Source organism: Streptomyces tremellae (genome assembly GCF_039540215.1).
In the GTDB taxonomy this organism is placed as follows: Bacteria; Actinomycetota; Actinomycetes; order Streptomycetales; family Streptomycetaceae; genus Streptomyces; species Streptomyces tremellae.
In genome coordinates this window covers 1-16,628 of the sequence record NZ_BAABEP010000094.1, presented here as the reverse complement: position 1 = coordinate 16,628, position 16,628 = coordinate 1, and the positions used below count along the sequence as shown (strand labels likewise).

Below are 16,628 nucleotides of genomic sequence, written 5' to 3'. Positions count from 1 at the left end.
GGGCGGCCGGCGCCCCGGCCGCGGCCATGGCGTCCGTGGGCGCGGCCCCCGCCAGGAGCGTGCCGCCGCGCGCGCCGCTCTCCGACGTCGTGTCGCGCAGGACGATGGTGGTCATCGCCGCGGTGGTGGCGCTCGCCGTCATCGGGGTGGTGCTCGGCATCGTCCTCAGCAGCGGCGACGGCTCGGCCGAGGGCAAGGGGAGGCAGGACCAGCGGGCCTCCGCGGGCGCGGCGGGCGGCGGTTCGCCGGCGGGCAGCCCGCAGTCGGACAGGACCCGCTCGGCCTCGCCCTCCTCCTCTTCCTCCGGGTCCTCGGGCGCCGCCGCGCCTTCCGGCGGCGCGTCGCACTCTGGCTCCGCGAGCCGCGGCGCCTCCGCGGGCGCGAGCGGCGGCTCCGCGCTGCCCGCGGGGTACGCCACCGTCAGGGACGGGCGGTTCCACTTCTCCATGGCCATGCCGAAGGGCTTCCACAAGACCGGCACGGCCGGGCAGAACTCCGGCGGCATATTCAGCGCGGACGGCGGATTCCCGCGCATACAGGTGGACTTCACGAGCAGCCCGACGCAGAGCGCGCTCGCCGCCTGGACGCAGCTCGAACCCGCCGTGCGCGGCAGCAGCAGCCACTACAAGCTCCTCGGCATCAAGAAGGCCGACTACAAGGGCTATCCGACCGTCGCGGACTGGCGGTTCGAGCGGGAGCAGGACGGCCGGCGGATGACGGTCCTCGACCGCGGCTTCCGCGTCGACTCCGAGCACGGCTACTCGATCATGGTGACCTGCCCGTCCAGCGAGTGGGACGGCTCGGCGTGCACGACCCTCCGCGCCACCGCGTTCGACACGTTCAAGCCGTCCACCTAGGGGGTTTCGGCCATACGATCTTCGCCAAATGTCACGGAAGGTAACCCTCCGCATCTCGTTGCCGCGACGGGCGGCGCGTGGGCTTGCGGACACGTATGGTGAGAGGTCGCGGACCGTACGCAGTCGTAAGAAGCCGCAAGACGACCGGAATTGACGGCTCGGCAAGAACGCGTGACCGGTCCGGCCGACGGGCCGGCGTGGGGAGGCATCGTGGAGGACTACGCGGGACGGGTGCTGGCCGACCGCTATCGCCTGCCGCTGCCCCCCGAGGACGCGTACGAGTTCGCGGAGACCCGGGCGTTCGACACGTACAGCGGCCAGGAGGTGCTGGTACGCCAGGTGCCGCTGCCCGAGGTCGTCGAGGCCGAGATGGTCGGTCCGGACGGCGGCGCTGTCGCCCAGGCGGGCGGCGCGGCGCGGCGCGGCCCCGCCGATCCGGCCGTGCGCCGCGCGATCGACGCCGCGCAGAGCGCCGCGCAGGTCCCCGACCACCCGCGGCTCGACCAGGTCTTCGATGTCTTCTCCGAGGCCGGCTCGCTGTGGATCGTGAGCGAACTGGTCGCCGCGCGCCCGCTGTCAGCGCTCCTCGCCGAGCGCCCCCTCACCCCCTACCGCGCCGCGGAGATCGCCTCCGACGTGCTCACCGCCGTGCGCGTGCTGCACGGCCACGGCTGGGTCCACCGCAACATCACCGCCCGCACGGTGCTCGTCTGCGACGACGGCCGGGTCGTCCTCACCGGCCTCGCCGCCGGCGCCGCCGAGGAGGCCCTGTGCGGGTACGACCCGGTGCCGGAGCCGCCGGGGCGGGGCGGCCCCTTCGCCGACCCGGGCGCCGCGCCCTCCGCCGTGCCGCACCAGGAGCGCGAGCAGGCGCCGGGCCGTGAGGTGCCCGAGGCGCGGGAGCGGTCGGCCTTCGCCCCGCCGCCGCCCGCCGCCCCCGGCTACGAGCTGCCCGGCGCGTTCTACGCCTCCCCCGAGTCGTACGCCGGGCCCTACGGTCCGGGGCAGGCCGAGCCGCGCGCCGCGGGCGGCGCCGAGGGCCCCTCCACGGCCGGGGTGCCCGCGCCGCAGGGCCATGCGGCCTTCGGCGGGCAGAGCCCGTACGGCGCCTCGTCGGGCACGTCGGGCGCGCTGCCGCGCCCGCCCCGCCAGCAGAGCACGCCCGGCGTCCCCGCGCCGTACGGCGGGCCCAACGCGCAGCCCGCGCTGCCCTCGGCGAACAGCGCCTCGGAGGCGGTGCGCGCGGCGCGCGCGGGCGCCATCGCCGCGTACCGCGCGGGCGCGCGTGCCGCAGCCCGCGTCTCCGGGGACGAGCGCTCGGGGCAGCATGCCGTGCCAGGGCGCACACCGGAGGAGCAGCAGCCTCCGGCCTCCGAGCGGCGGGAGGCGCCGCCGCAGGACCGGCCGTGGCAGCCGCAGCCGGGGCAGCGGGGGTACGGAGAACAGCCCCCGCCGCAGCCCGCGGCCCCGCACGACACCCACAGCGCGCAGGACACCCGGGCCGCGCACGACGCCGGCCAGGGGCCGTCCGCGCCGCAGGCGCCCGCCTCCGACTGGTGGAGCACGCCGCCGAGCGGCTTCGGCGACCCGGAGGCCGACGGGGACGACGACGACCCGCCGTCCCCGCACCGCCCGCGGCTCGCCGGTACGTGGCGCGACGGCCCCGAGCCGTGGAACGACGCCGCGGGCGGCGTCCCGGCGGGCGGCGGTCGCGCCGGCGCCGGCGACCGGCAGCGCGGCCGCACGCCCGCCCTGCCCGCCGGATACACCCCGGCCCACGGCGGGCGCGACGACGCGCTGCGCGCCGACGCCAGGCGCACGGGCGAGGACGGCGGCGACCCGCGGTACGCGCGGGCGCAGCAGCCGGCACCGCTCGTCCCGGCGGCGGACGGGGCGGACCGGTGGGACGCCCCCGTGCCGGTGGGCGCGGCTGCCGCGCGCTACGGCGGCCCTGCCACCCCGCTCGCCGCCGAGCGCGCGCGGCAGGCGAGGATCGCCGTCGTCGGCGCGGTCACCGAGCGCTGGTCGCCCGAGCAGGCCGGGCCCGTCCACGAGAACTGGCAGCTCGCCGCGCCGATCGGTCCCGCGACCGACCTGTGGGCGCTCGGCGCGCTGCTGTACCGCGCGGTCCAGGGCCACGCCCCCTACCCCGAGGACAGCGCGGCCGAACTGGTGCAGCTGGTCTGCTCGGAGCCGCCCGCCTTCGCGGAGGAGTGCGGACCGCTGCGGCCCGTCGTGGAGTCGCTGCTGCGTCAGGACCCCACAGAGCGGCCGGACTTCGAGGAGCTGCGCGGCTGGCTGCGCTCCCTCGTCAGGTCGGCGCCCGAGCCGGACGCGGGGCAGGACCTGGTGTCCGTGCCGACCGAGGACGGCAGGCTGCCGATCAAGCGCCGCAAGGGCGAACTCGTCCGCAGGCGCCGCCGCTTCGGCCGCAGGTCCGGCGCGGGCCGGGAGACGGGCGGCCACCGCAGGGGGCGCGGCAAGGGCGGGCAGCAGCGCGGCGGCGCCTACGCGTACGCGGAGCAGCCGCCCCTGCCCGGCCGCGCGCCCGACCTGCCGCTGCCGTCGGGCGAGACCGCGGGCGCGCCGTCCTGGGCGGCCGAGGGCGGTCGCGGCACGGCGTACGGGGCCGCCTACGGCACCCAGGACGGCGGCGGGGACCGAGGGGACCTGGGCGCGGAACTGTTCGGGCACGCCGAGCAGGCCCCTGCCGCTCCCCGCGGGAGCCGGGCGCCCAAGCGGCCGTCAGATGGCCGCGCGCCCCGCTCGCTCGGCCGCACGCTGCTCGTCCTCATCCTGCTGCTGCTCGTCGGCGCGATCGTCTACGCGATGGTGTTCCTGCCCAAGTCGGGTGAGGACCGGGGGCAGAGCGTCCGGGAGGCCCCCGCGAGCGCCCCGGCCGCCGCGAGCGCCCCGGCCGCCGCGGGCGGCCCGAGCGCCGCGCCGCAGCCCGTCTCCCCGTCCGGTGGGAGCGCGAACGGGACGGGCGGCGGCGACGCGACCGACGCGCCCACCCTCGCCGCGGGCTCGGGCACCCGCCTCGCGAAGGGATACGTGCTGCGCAGGGATCCCGAGGGCTTCCAGATCGCGGTGAGGAAGGACTGGCAGCGCCACCCGGTCAACGACAGCGGCCAGGTCCGCTACACCAGCGGCGACTTCACCCTGATCGTCGTGCCCGGCCGGGACACGGTGCGGGCGGACGGCACCGACCCGCTCGTCTACCAGAGCGACAAGGAGCCCGAGCTCCAGCCGTTCCGCTCCTCGACCTGGGCGAGCGCGTCCGGGCTGCGCAGGATCGACGTCGGGCAGCAGGCGATGGCCGAGGGCCAGTACACCTGGCAGGACGCCAACGGCAGGACGGTGTACGTGCGCAACCTCGCGATGATCATCGGTGGGCGCTACCACGTCGTCCAGGTCATCGGCCCCGACAGCCAGCGCGACGAGGTCAGCGGGATCTACCAGCAGGCGACCGCCTCCTACAAGGCGCTCGGCTGAGGCACAAGCCCCCTTCCCCACAAGGCTGCTGACGCCGTGTGGGCAGTGGTCCACAACGGGCGTCACAGGTCGGTCTCTTGGGCGCGCCCGTGTTCCGTGGTGTCAGGGCGCTTCGTACGCTGTGGTGGCGCGACGAACAGGGCGGGGGACGTGGACGATTCACAGAGCACGGGCGCGGGGATGCTGCTGGCCGGCCGCTACCGTCTCACCGAGGCCATCGGCAGCGGCGGGATGGGCCGGGTGTGGCGTGCGCAGGACGAGGTGCTCCACCGCACGGTCGCCGTCAAGGAGTTGACGGCGGGCCGGTACGCGACGGAGGCGGAGCGCGCCGTGCTCAACGGGCGCACGAGAACCGAGGCGCGGGCCGCCGCCCGCATCTCCCACCCGAACGTCGTCACCGTCCACGACGTGCTGGACCACGACGACCGGCCGTGGATCGTCATGCAGTACGTGGACGGCCGCTCGCTCTCCGACATCGTCAAGGAGTCGGGGCCGCTCGATCCGCGCGAGGCGGCCAGGATCGGCGAGTCCGTGCTCGGCGCGCTGCGCGCCGCGCACGCGGCGGGCGTGCTGCACCGGGACGTGAAGCCCGCCAACGTGATGCTGGCGCGCGACGGGCGCGCGCTGCTCGCCGACTTCGGCATAGCCGCGGTCGAGGGCGACGCCTCCGTCACCAGGACCGGTGAACTCATCGGCTCCGTCGAGTACTTGGCGCCCGAACGGGTGCAGGGCGCGGCGCCGGGGCCCGCGTCGGACCTGTGGTCGCTCGGCGCCACGCTGTACACGGCCGTGCAGGGCGTCTCGCCGTACCACCGCGACAGCGCGCTCGCCACGCTCCAGGCGGTCATCGTCGACGAGGCGCCGTACCCCTCGGCCGCCGGTGAACTCGGCCCGGTGATCGTCGCGATGCTCCGCAAGGACCCGGCGGAGCGGCCCGACGCCGAGCAGTGCGCGCGGCTGCTCGCGGACGTGGCGGCGGGCCGCGCCACCGGTACCGCCGCGTACCCGACCGCCGGGTACACCGCGTCGGCCGGCTCGTACGGCACCCCGCGCCCCGCACCGTACGGCGGCGGCCGGGCGCCCGCGTACGGCACCGCACCGGGGACGCCCCCGTACGGCGCCCCGCAGGGGCCGCCGCCCTACGGGCAGGTGCCGCAGCAGCAGGGCGCCTACGGCTACCCGGGGCCCACGGGCGGGTACCCCACCCACCAGGCGGCGTACGGGCCGCAGGCGGGCTCCGCCGGGCCCGTGCCCCCGGGCGCCACAGGACCGGTGGCGCAGGGCCCCGGCGGGCGGCGGGGCGGCTCGCGCCGCAGGATCGTCGCGCTGGCCGTCGCTGCCGCGGTGCTCGTCGGTGGCGGGATCGGCTACGGCGTCACGGAATTCGGGGGTTCCGGGGGTTCCGGGGGTTCCGGGGGTTCGGACGGCCGGGCGGACGGCGGCGCCACCGTCGACCCCACCCACCGCGGCACGGGCACGGGCGGCAGCGGCTCGGGCGGTGACAGCTCGCCGTCGCCGGGCCGCGGCTCCTCGGGCAGGGGCGCCTCGGCGGGCGACGGCGGAGGGGGCCAGGGGGCGGGCGGCGACGTGCCCGCGGGCTGGCAGCGCGTGGACGCGCCCGAGGGGTTCAGCATCTGGCTGCCCGACGGGTACGTGCGCGTGCTGGGCGTCAAGACGATCGACTACAGCCCCGACGGGGACCAGCACTTCGTGCGCGTCTCCGTCGACCCGCAGCCCGACTTCCCGACCCCGCTCGCCCACCTGGAGAACCTGGAGGGCTCAGGCGGCAAGGTCGGGACGCTCCCGGACTACCACCGCATCACCCTCGACCACGACACCTACCGGGACCAGAAGCTCGCCGCGCGCTGGGAGTTCACCTGGACCCAGGACGCCAAGCAGGGCCCGCCAGGACCGCGGACCGCGGCCGACCTGATGTACGTGGACGGCGACACGGGCACCGAGTACGCGGTGTACATGTCGGGCCCCACCGCCGACTGGGACGACGCGCGCTTCGCCACGGTCCTGCGCGGCTGGCAGCCGCCCGCGCACCCGGGCGGCTGAGCGGCGCCAGGCGGTCCCCGCCACCGGCGCGCCGGCGCCGTCGCCGTGACCGCGCGGTGAAGAAGGTTACCGCCGGGTACCCAAAGCCGTGGATGCGGCATACGCTCGCCGCATGACGGACTCAGAGTCGACGAAGTCAGCGGCGGCAGCCGGCGCGGGCGCGCCGCCGGCCACGGGTGCAGGGAGCGCGACCGGCACCAACCCGGTCGCGCAGGCCCCCGCCGCGGCCCGCACCGCGGCCGACGTCGTCACGCCGGAGCTGGTGGCCCGGCTGGCCCGGGGCGTCGTCGGCTCCGGGCGCTCCGCGAGCCACACCCCGTACACCGGCGAGGTGCTCGCCGAGCTGCCCGTGTCGGACCCCGCCGATGTGACGGCCGCCTTCGAGCGGGCCCGCGCCGCGCAGCCCGCCTGGGCCGCGCTGCCGCTGCGCAGCCGCGCCGCGGTCCTGCTGCGCTTCCACGACCTGCTGCTCGACCGGCAGACCGAGGCGCTCGACCTGATCCAGCTGGAGACCGGCAAGGCCAGGTCGCACGCGCACGAGGAGGTCCAGAGCGTCGCCGTGGAGGCGCGGCACTACGGCCGCGCCGCGCGCTCCTACCTCGGGCCGCGCCGCCGCACCGGCGTTGTACCGGCCCTGACGCGGGTCACCGAGCTGCGGCAGCCGAAGGGCGTCATAGGGCAGATAGTGCCGTGGAACTACCCGCTCGAACTCTCGGTCGGCGACGCGCTGCCCGCGTTCGCGGCGGGCAACGCGGTCGTGATGAAGCCGGACTCGGAGACCGCGCTGACCGCCCTGTGGGCGCGCGGGCTGCTGGTCGAGGCGGGGCTGCCGCCGGACGTCTTCCAGGTGGTGCTCGGCGAGGGCCCGGTCGTCGGGCCCGAGGTGGTGCGCCACGCCGACTACGTCTCGTTCACCGGCTCCACCCGCACGGGCCGCGAGGTCGCGCGCGGCGCCGCCGAGCGCCTCGTCGGGGCCTCGCTCGAACTGGGCGGCAAGAACGCGATGCTGGTACTCGCCGACGCCGACGTGGAGAAGGCGGCGGCGGGCGCGGTGCGCGGCTGCTTCTCCTCCGCAGGCCAGCTGTGCGTGTCGATCGAGCGGATCTACGTGCACGAGTCGGTCGCCGACGCGTTCACCGAGCGGTTCGTCGCCCGGGTGAAGGCGATGCGGCTCGGCTCCGCGCTGGCGTACGGCGCCGACATGGGCTCCCTGTGCGGCGAGCGCCAGCTCAAGACGGTGAGCGCGCACGTCGAGGACGCCGTCGCGAAGGGCGCCACGGTCCTCGCGGGCGGTACCGCGCGCCCCGACGTCGGCCCGTACTTCTACGAGCCGACCGTGCTGACCGGCGTCGAGGAGCCGATGGCGGTCTGCGCCGACGAGACCTTCGGCCCGGTCGTGTCGGTGTACCGGGTGCGCGACGACGAGGAGGCCGTCGTCCGCGCCAACGAGGGCCGCTACGGCCTCAACGCCAGCGTCTGGACACGCAGCCCCCGGCACGGCGCGTCCGTCGCACGCCGGCTGCGCACCGGCACGGTCAACGTCAACGAGGGGTACGCGGCCGCGTACGGCAGCGTCCGCGCGCCCATGGGCGGCATGAAGGACTCGGGGCTCGGCAGGCGTCACGGCGCCGACGGCATCCTGAAGTTCACCGAGGTCCAGACGGTGGCCAGGCAGAGCCTGCTGCCGCTCGCGCCGTCGTTCGGCATGGACGACGCGTCCTATGCCCGGTTCATGACCCGCAGCCTGCGCGCGATGAAGGCGATACGCCTGCGCTGAGCCGCGCCCGCGCCGAGAGGAGGGCAGGAAGCTTGCCCACGGAACAGTTCCCGGACGACCACGCGCGACCCCTGCCGGAGGACGACGACACCGCGTACGACTACGACGTGATCGTGGTCGGCTCCGGGTTCGGGGGCTCGGTCGCCGCCCTGCGCCTGACGGAGAAGGGCTACCGCGTCGGCGTGCTCGAAGCGGGCCGCCGCTTCACCCGCGAGACCCTGCCGAAGAACTCCTGGGACGTGCGCAACTACCTCTGGGCGCCCGCGCTCGGCCTGTACGGCATCCAGCGCGTGCACCTGCTCGGCAACGTGATGGTGCTCGCGGGCGCCGGCGTAGGCGGCGGCTCGCTCAACTACGCCAACACGCTGTACGTGCCGCCGCCCGCCTTCTTCACCGACCCGCAGTGGGCGTCGATCACCGACTGGCGCGAGGAGCTCTCCCCGTACTACGACCAGGCCCGGCGCATGCTCGGGGTGCGCACCAACCCGACGACGACCCCGTCCGACGCGCACCTGAAGGCGGCGGCCGAGGCGATGGGCGTGGGGGAGACGTTCCGGCTCGCGCCGGTGGGCGTGTTCTTCGGCGACGGCGCGGACGCGGTCGAGGAGGGGGCGCGGGACGGCGCGGCCGGCGGCGCGGTCGCGCCCGGCACCCGGGTGCCCGACCCGTACTTCGGCGGCGCGGGCCCCGAGCGCACGGCCTGCACCGAGTGCGGCGAGTGCATGACGGGGTGCAGGCACGGCGCGAAGAACATGGTGACGGAGAACTACCTCCACCTCGCGGAGCGCGCGGGCGCCGTGATCCACCCGATGACGACCGTGGCCGCGGTGACGGAGCACCAGGACGGCGGCCACCGCGTGGTCACCGTGCCGACCGACGCCCGCCGCAGGCGGGGTGCCCACCGCGTGCTCAGGTCGCGGTACGTGGTCGTCGCGGCCGGTACGTACGGCACGCAGACGCTGCTGCACACCATGCGGGACCGCGGTCTGCTGCCCAGGATCTCGCCCCGGCTCGGCGAGCTGACCCGCACCAACTCAGAGGCACTGGTGGGCGCGCAGACCGACGACCGGCGCTACCGCGCGCGGCACGGCGCCGACCGCGCCGACTTCACCCGGGGCGTCGCGATCACCTCGTCCGTCTACCCGGACGAGCACACGCACGTGGAGCCCGTGCGCTACGGGCGCGGCTCGAACGCGATGGGCGCGCTGTCGATCCTCCAGGTGCCCTACTCGGACCACCGGGTGCGCGGCTGGTTCGGCCGCGCGGTGCGCCACCCGGCGCAGCTGCTGCGGTCGCTGTCCAACCGCCGCTGGTCGGAGCGGACCATCATCGGCCTGGTGATGCAGTCGCTCGACAACTCCCTGACCACGTACCGCAGGCCGCGCGGCCCCGGCAAGGGGCTGCTCACCGCGCGGCAGGGCCGGGGCGAGCCCAACCCGAAGCAGATACCCGCGGCGACGCGGGCCGCCTCACTGCTCGCGGAGGAGATCGGCGGCTTCCCAGGCAGCAATGTGGGCGAGCTGATGGGCACGCCGCTGACCGCGCACTTCCTCGGCGGCTGCCCGATCGGGGCGTCGGCGGACGAGGGCGTGATCGACCCGTACCACCGGCTCCACGGCCACCCGGGGATCTCGGTCGTCGACGGCTCCGCGGTCTCCGCCAACCTGGGCGTCAACCCGGCGCTGACGATCACGGCACAGGCCGAGCGCGCGATGTCGCTCTGGCCCAACAAGGGCGACGCGGACCCGAGGCCCGCGCAGGGCGAGCCCTATGCGCGGCTGCGCGCGGTGGAGCCGAAGGCGCCCGCCGTGCCGGCCGGGGCGTTCGGGGCGCTGCGGCTGCCGTTCGTACCGCTGCCCGAGGTGCCGCGCGCGCGGGGCGCCGCGGACTCCTGAAGGCTCTTGTGGAAGGGGCTTCGCACCCCGTGGGGACACCGCAAGGGACGCTGCACCCCCCTCCGAGTGCAGCGTCCCTTGATCGGGTCAACGCATGCAAGACCAGCGACCCGCGTAGAGGGTTGTCGTCCGGCTCCGCGAATCCTGTGTGATCCGCGTCACGTCCGCGTGTCGCAGGAGGGGAAGCGAGAGGGGAAGCGGGAGAGGCGCGGCAGGAACCGCCGGGGCGAAACGGACGCGGCCGGTCCCGGGCGTCCCCGGAACCGGCCGAGCCGGGTGACCGGGCTGCTGTCCCCTGCCGTCCGGTCACCGTCGCCGGGGTGCGGTCCCACGGCGCACCTCAGGTACGCCACACACCCCGGCAGAGCCACGCGTGGATGCTGCTGGTCACTGCTCGGTACTGCCTCGCCCGTACCTGGCGGGCACGGACGCACGGTCCAACGAAGCCCCGGCGCGCCCGGTCACGCGCCGTACGGGTGAGAGCCCCGCACGCCCCCTTGCCGAACGGGCATGCGGGCCGCGCGGCCCGGCGGTTCAGGCGCGCCCGCGGGACAGTTCGAGCAGGGTCAGCGCGAGGGCGGCGCCGGGCTTGCCGAGGGCCGTGCTGTAGTGCGTGAGGATCTCGTTCTCGCGCGCGATGTTCACCCGGCGGCCGCCGGAGGACATGCGAGCCTCCTGGATGACGGCCGAGACCGCCATCCGTTCCTGGATGAGGCCGATGATGCGGTCGTCGAGTGCGTCGACGCGCTCGCGCGCGCCCTCGATGACGGTGGTGGCCTCGGGGGTGTGGGCGCCGGTCGCGGTGGTCATGGCGGGTGCTCCTCGTGCGGTGATCGGGTGGGAGCCCCGGGTGCGGGCATGGCCCGGAATGCCGAAGCGCCCCGGGACCGTGCCGGTCCGGGGCGCTTTCGGAAGTCGCTTCTCAGCTCAGCAAGCGGCACGACCATGGCACCCGGACTGGCCGGTGCCATAGGTAAAGACGAAGGTCGTGTGCTCGCGCATGGGACGAGTATGGACCCGGCGCGCGGCGCGGACCAAAGCGGCGTTCGCATGGTGAGACGGGCGGGCCGCCGCCGCGCCCCGGGCCGCCGGGGCAGCGCGGCCCGGAGGCATCCCGCCGGACCCCTCGGCCCCGGGGCGGCGCGCGGACCGGCAGCCTGGTGCGCCCCCGGCCGGGCGGACCGGCCGTCCCGGGCGCGCCGGTAGAATCGGGGCACCGACCGACCACACCGCCCCACCGCCGGAAGGCCACCCGTGCCAGCAGCACCACCCACCGCAGCCCACTCCCCCGAGGACACGGTCCTGGTCGTGGACTTCGGCGCGCAGTACGCCCAGCTCATCGCCCGCCGCGTCCGCGAGGCCCGGGTCTTCAGCGAGATCGTGCCGTCCACCATGCCGGTGGCCGAGATGCTGGCCAAGCGGCCGAAGGCGATCATCCTCTCCGGCGGTCCCTCCTCCGTGTACGCGGAGGGCGCGCCCCGTCTCGACGCCTCGCTGTTCGAGGCCGGCGTCCCCGTCTTCGGCATGTGCTACGGCTTCCAGCTGATGGCGACGGCCCTCGGCGGCACGGTCGAGGCGACCGGCACCCGGGAGTACGGCGGCACGCCGCTGCATGTCACGAAGCCCGGCTCGACCCTCTTCGAGGGCACGCCCGCCGAGCAGTCCGTGTGGATGTCCCACGGCGACACCTGCTCGGCCGCGCCCGCGGGCTTCTCGGTCACGGCCGCAACGGACCTGGTCCCGGTCGCCGCGTTCGAGAACGACGAGAAGAAGCTCTACGGCGTCCAGCACCACCCCGAGGTCATGCACTCGACGTACGGGCAGCAGGTGCTTGAGCACTTCCTGTACCGCGGCGCGGGCATCGAGCCGACGTGGACCACGGAGAACGTGGTGGACGAGCAGGTCGCGGAGATCCGCGCCAGGGTCGGCGCCAAGCGCGCGATCTGCGGCCTGTCGGGCGGCGTGGACTCCGCGGTCGCCGCCGCGCTCGTGCAGAAGGCCATCGGCACCCAGCTGACCTGTGTGTACGTGGACCACGGCCTGATGCGCAAGGGCGAGACCGAGCAGGTGGAGAAGGACTTCGTGGCGGCGACGGGCGTCCAGCTCAAGGTCGTCGACGCGTCCGAGCGCTTCCTCACCGCGCTCGCCGGGGTCTGCGACCCCGAGCAGAAGCGGAAGATCATCGGCCGGGAGTTCATCCGCGTCTTCGAGCAGGCGCAGGCGGAGATCGTCGCCGAGGCGGGCGCGGAGGGCGAGGACGTCGCGTTCCTCGTCCAGGGCACCCTCTACCCGGACGTCGTGGAGTCGGGGGGCGGCACGGGCACCGCGAACATCAAGTCCCACCACAATGTCGGCGGGCTCCCCGACGACATCGAGTTCGAGCTGATCGAGCCCCTGCGGAAGCTGTTCAAGGACGAGGTCAGGATGGTCGGGCAGGAGCTCGGCCTGCCGGAGGAGATCGTCCAGCGCCAGCCCTTCCCCGGCCCGGGGCTCGGCATCAGGATCGTCGGCGAGGTGACGCGCGAGCGGCTCGACCTGCTGCGCGAGGCCGACGCGATCGCCCGCGAGGAGCTGACGGCCGCGGGCCTCGACCGCGACATCTGGCAGTGCCCCGTGGTGCTCCTCGCGGACGTGCGCTCGGTGGGCGTGCAGGGCGACGGCCGCACCTACGGGCACCCGATCGTGCTGCGGCCCGTCTCGTCCGAGGACGCGATGACCGCCGACTGGTCCCGCCTCCCGTACGACGTGCTGGCGAAGATCTCCACCCGCATCACCAACGAGGTCGCCGAGGTCAACCGCGTGGTCCTCGACGTGACGAGCAAGCCCCCCGGCACCATCGAGTGGGAGTAGTCGCGCCGGCCCGCCGTCCACGCCTCCACCCGCGCGGACGGCGGGCCGCCGCGCCCCTCAGCGCCCCGTCAGCGGATACGACACGAAGGCGAAGCGCTCGCTGTCCGGCGCCCAGCTGTTGACGTTGAGGGTGCCCTGCCCGCCGAAGAGGGCGTGGCTGCGCACGGGCGCGGCCCAGTCGTCGGTCCCCACGAGCCGGACGGTGACGTCCAGGTCCGCCGGGTGCCCGAGCGTGCCCGAGGGGAACGACAGGTAGGTGGCGTACCGCCCGTCGGGCGACACGTGCGGGAACCAGTCCACGGTGTCCGACGCGAGCAGCCGCTCGGCGGGCCCGCCCAGCGCGGGCACGCGGGCGAGCTGGGCATGGCCCGGTGCCTCGGTGAAGGCCTCGGTGTTGAAGAGGATCCAGGAGCCGTCGGGGGAGTACTCGGGCCCGTCGATGTGTCCCTCGCCCGTGTCGAGTACCCGGCTCGGCCCGCCCGCGGCGGGCATCAGCGCGAGCCTGCCGGGGGCGCCGGGCACGCCGCGCGGGATCAGCACATGGGCGAGGGTCGTGCCGTCCGGGCTGACGCCGTGCAGGTAGTGGTGGACGGTGTCGTCCTCGGTGAGGCGTACGCCGTCGCCGCCGTCCGCGGGCGCCGCGTACAGGTGGCCGTCCGCGCCGGACACGTACACCGTCGCGCCGTCCGGCGAGAGCACGTGGTCGTTGTTGATCGGCGGCACGCCCCGCAGCTCCACCACGGTCGGCTCCGCGCCCTCCCGCACGTCGAGGCGCCACAGCAGGCCGTCGCCGTTGAGCAGCAGACTCCCGCCGTCGTGGCTCCAGTTGGGGGCTTCGAGCAGCACGCGGTCCGTCTCGTGGAGCGGCTCGGGCGCGCCGGGGCCCGTGGTGGCCGTCCAGACGACGGTGCGCCGGCCCGCCACGAGCGTGCGCCCCCGCGGCCCGTCCCCGGTGTGCTCGCCGTCGGTCATGGATGCACCGGGCCTCTCTCCTCGCGGACGCCGCCGTGCGGCACGGGACCTGGCGATGATCAACGCGTCCCCGGCCGCGTGTCAACGGCGCCGCGGGCCGCGCGTGCACCGGGCAAGCCCGCGTGTGCACCGTCGAAGTCGGTATGTCATGTTTTACGGTTTTCCGATGCGTAAGGTGCCCTGGTGGATCGTCGTCCCCGCGTCGGCCGCCCCCGTCCTGCTGGTCGGCGGCTGGTGGGTCGCCCAGCTGCTCCAGGGGCCGCGCTACGACCCGGTCACCACGTCGATCAGCGTCCTCGGCGCGTACGGCGCGCCCGGCTACTGGGTGCTGACGGGCGCCCTGCTCGCGCTCGGCGCCTGCTATCTCGCGATCGCGGCGGGCCTGCGGCAGGCGGCGACCGCGGGCCGCGTGGCGCTCGGCGGCGGCGGAGCCGCCTCGCTTGCGCTGACGCTCGTCCCCGCCCCGAGCAGCGGCGGCTCGCTGCACCACGGCGCGATCGCCGCGGTCGGCTTCGTCCTGCTGGCGCTCTGGCCGGTGTTCGCGGCCGGGCGCGGCGACCGCGCGGCGCCGTGGGCCCTGCGGCCCGGCCCCGCCGCCGCGGCGAGCGCCCTGATGTGGGTCGGCGCCGCCTGGTTCTGGATCGAGCTGCACCGCGACGGCGTCCCGCGCCTGCCGGGGGCCGCGGAGCGCGTCGTCACCCTGGCCCAGGCCCTCTGGCCGCTCCTGGTCGTCCTCTCCTGCGCGCGTGCGCCCCGCCCGTACACCGCCGCGGGAGACGGCGGCCGGGAGGGCGGGGTCAGACGGACCGTGCGGCTCGGCGGATCGGCGCACCCGCCCGGTGCAGACTCGTCAGCGCCTGGACGTACGAGGCCATCAAGCCGGTCCTGACGTACGGGACGCCGATCTCGGCGCAGTAGCGGCGCACGATCGGCTGCGCGCGCCGCAGGTTGGGCGACGGCATGCTGGGGAAGAGGTGGTGCTCGATCTGGTGGTTGAGCCCGCCGAGCACGACGTCGATGAGGCGCCCGCCGCTGACGTTGCGCGAGGTGAGCACCTGGCGCCGCAGGAAGTCGGGGCCCTTGGCGCCGCTCAGCGTCGGCATCCCCTTGTGGTTCGGCGCGAAGATCGAGCCGAGGTAGATCCCGAACAGGCACTGGTGCACGAAGAGGAACGCGACCGCCTTCCCCGGCGGCAGCACGACCAGCAGGGCCGACAGGTACAGCACGAAGTGCGCGACGAGGAGCGCGCCCTCCGCGGTCCGCTGCTTCTGCGTCCGGTCGGAGAGCGCCCGCACCCCCGCCACATGCAGGTTGAACCCCTCAAGGGTCAGCAGCGGGAAGAACAGATACGCCTGGACCCTGCCGATCAGCCGGGGCAGGCCGGTCGCGGCGCTCGCCTGCCGCCTGCTCCAGACCAGTACGTCCGGGTTGACGTCGGGGTCGAGTTCCTCGTGGTTCGGGTTGGCGTGGTGGCGCGTGTGCTTGTCCTGCCACCACCCGTATCCCATGCCTATGCCGACGTTCCCGATGACACGGCCCGTCAGGACACTGGCCCGGGTGAGGCGGAACACCTGGCGGTGCGCCACGTCGTGCGCGAGCAGCGCCACCTGGCCGAACACCACGGCGAGCAGGGCGGCGAGCGCGAGCGTCCACCAACTGTCGCCGACCAGGGGGAAGACGGCCCAGACGGCCGCGTACAGGCCGAGCACCAGCGTCATGCGCACGGCGTAGTAGAGGGGCCTGCGGCCCATCAGACCCGCTTCCCTGACGAGCACGGACAGCCGCGCGAAGTCGCTGCCGCGGGTCTGCCGCGGCGGCAGGGGTGCGGGGGTGAAGGGGGAGAGGGGGGAACTCATGCTGCTGCCCTCCAGGGCCGGCAGGGCGGGTGTGCGAAGGAGCGGACGGGGCGGCCGGGCGGCCGGGACCCCGGCCGCGGGGGCCGTCCCGTGCCCGTACGCGGCGGTCCTTCGGCCGGGGCACGGTCGGCAGCGCCGACGCTGGCGCCGGTGGCCTGGGCGGGAGCGGGGCGGGTGGCCGGGCCACGGGGGATCGCGGTGGCCGCGCGGCGGGCCGCTCCCGCGAGGGGCGGCCCGGGGGGTGGGCCCTGGACCGTCCGGTCAGGACGGTCCAGGGCCCACCCGGTGCGCCTTGCGCGCTGCGGGCTCAGAACGTCGGGCCGCCGAGCTCCGGCGCGGCCTCGGCCGGCAGCGTCTGGCAGGTGAAGCCGAGGCGGATCAGCGCGCGGGTCACCTCGTCCGCGGTGAAGTCCCGCCGGTCCTGCTTCGTGATGCGCTCACCCACTTGCTTGACCGGGTAGACCTTCGTCCCGACCTTCACGGCGGCGCCCGTGCCCGGCTCGGGCCTGACGCCCTTCATCAGCTGTTCGACTTCGCTCTTGACCAGGTCGAAGGGGAATCGTGCGATCACGCAGCGCATGGGGTCCTCACCAGGGTCGATCGGCAGTGGCTGTCATCGGATGTGGTGCTTCGCCCGGGGCGGGCGAAGGGCGGAGCTGGGGTACTGCCCGCGGTCACCCGCGTCCTGTGCGCCGCCGCTGCTGCCCTCCGCGGGACCCCTCGCTCCTGGGCGCGTCCGCGCCCGGCCGGTCCTCGCCCCGGTGCGGGCGCCGCGCGCGGGGCGCGGGCACCGTCTCGCGGGCCGACGCCGATCCCGCGCCGGAGCGGCGCCGGCCGCCCGGGCGCGAGCCACGGCCGCTGGTCG

At 75.4% G+C, this 16,628-nt stretch carries 10 protein-coding genes and 1 pseudogene; 7 read left to right on the top strand and 4 right to left on the bottom strand.

Going from position 1 to position 16,628, the window contains the following annotated elements:
• The 5 genes and pseudogenes from ABEA77_RS32240 to ABEA77_RS32220 form a co-directional block, all read left to right on the top strand.
• Window positions 1–857: pseudogene (locus ABEA77_RS32240) on the top strand (serine/threonine protein kinase); the annotation flags it as partial.
• 210 nt (window positions 858–1,067) lie between these two features.
• The gene (locus ABEA77_RS32235) at window positions 1,068–4,352 is read left to right on the top strand and encodes a protein kinase (protein WP_345655467.1); all 3,285 of its coding nucleotides are present in this window, start codon (window positions 1,068–1,070) and stop codon (window positions 4,350–4,352) included.
• Between the two features lie 150 nt (window positions 4,353–4,502).
• Window positions 4,503–6,413 (top strand): serine/threonine-protein kinase, encoded by a 1,911-nt coding sequence (locus ABEA77_RS32230; protein WP_345655465.1) that lies wholly within the window; start codon window positions 4,503–4,505, stop codon window positions 6,411–6,413.
• Window positions 6,414–6,525: 112 nt separating this feature from the next.
• The gene (locus ABEA77_RS32225; protein ID WP_345655464.1) at window positions 6,526–8,190 is read left to right on the top strand and encodes a succinic semialdehyde dehydrogenase; all 1,665 of its coding nucleotides are present in this window, start codon (window positions 6,526–6,528) and stop codon (window positions 8,188–8,190) included.
• Between the two features lie 32 nt (window positions 8,191–8,222).
• Complete coding sequence (locus ABEA77_RS32220; RefSeq protein ID WP_345655462.1) at window positions 8,223–10,085, top strand: GMC family oxidoreductase N-terminal domain-containing protein; 1,863 nt, start codon at window positions 8,223–8,225, stop codon at window positions 10,083–10,085.
• A 534-nt stretch (window positions 10,086–10,619) separates the two neighbouring features.
• Here ABEA77_RS32220 and ABEA77_RS32215 read toward each other — a convergent pair.
• Window positions 10,620–10,895, bottom strand: a complete 276-nt coding sequence (locus ABEA77_RS32215; protein WP_345655460.1) for a chorismate mutase — start codon at window positions 10,893–10,895, stop codon at window positions 10,620–10,622.
• A 444-nt stretch (window positions 10,896–11,339) separates the two neighbouring features.
• On the opposite strand from ABEA77_RS32215, the gene guaA reads away from it, so the two are divergent.
• Window positions 11,340–12,935 (top strand): glutamine-hydrolyzing GMP synthase, encoded by a 1,596-nt coding sequence (guaA, locus tag ABEA77_RS32210; protein WP_345655459.1) that lies wholly within the window; start codon window positions 11,340–11,342, stop codon window positions 12,933–12,935.
• A gap of 57 nt (window positions 12,936–12,992) precedes the next feature.
• On the opposite strand, the gene ABEA77_RS32205 is transcribed toward guaA, so the two are convergent.
• A complete protein-coding gene (locus tag ABEA77_RS32205; protein WP_345655457.1) occupies window positions 12,993–13,907 on the bottom strand; it encodes a TolB family protein in 915 nt (304 codons plus the stop codon).
• 166 nt (window positions 13,908–14,073) lie between these two features.
• Between ABEA77_RS32205 and ABEA77_RS32200 the strand changes: the two genes are divergently transcribed.
• Window positions 14,074–14,796, top strand: coding sequence for a DUF998 domain-containing protein (locus tag ABEA77_RS32200; RefSeq protein ID WP_425588432.1), 723 nt, complete (start codon window positions 14,074–14,076; stop codon window positions 14,794–14,796).
• On the opposite strand, the gene ABEA77_RS32195 is transcribed toward ABEA77_RS32200, so the two are convergent.
• Window positions 14,705–15,763, bottom strand: coding sequence for a fatty acid desaturase family protein (locus ABEA77_RS32195; protein ID WP_345655456.1), 1,059 nt, complete (start codon window positions 15,761–15,763; stop codon window positions 14,705–14,707). The genes ABEA77_RS32200 and ABEA77_RS32195 overlap by 92 nt on opposite strands.
• 307 nt (window positions 15,764–16,070) lie before the next feature.
• Window positions 16,071–16,343 (bottom strand): SCO5918 family protein, encoded by a 273-nt coding sequence (locus tag ABEA77_RS32190; protein ID WP_345655454.1) that lies wholly within the window; start codon window positions 16,341–16,343, stop codon window positions 16,071–16,073.
• Window positions 16,344–16,628: the final 285 nt, after the last annotated feature.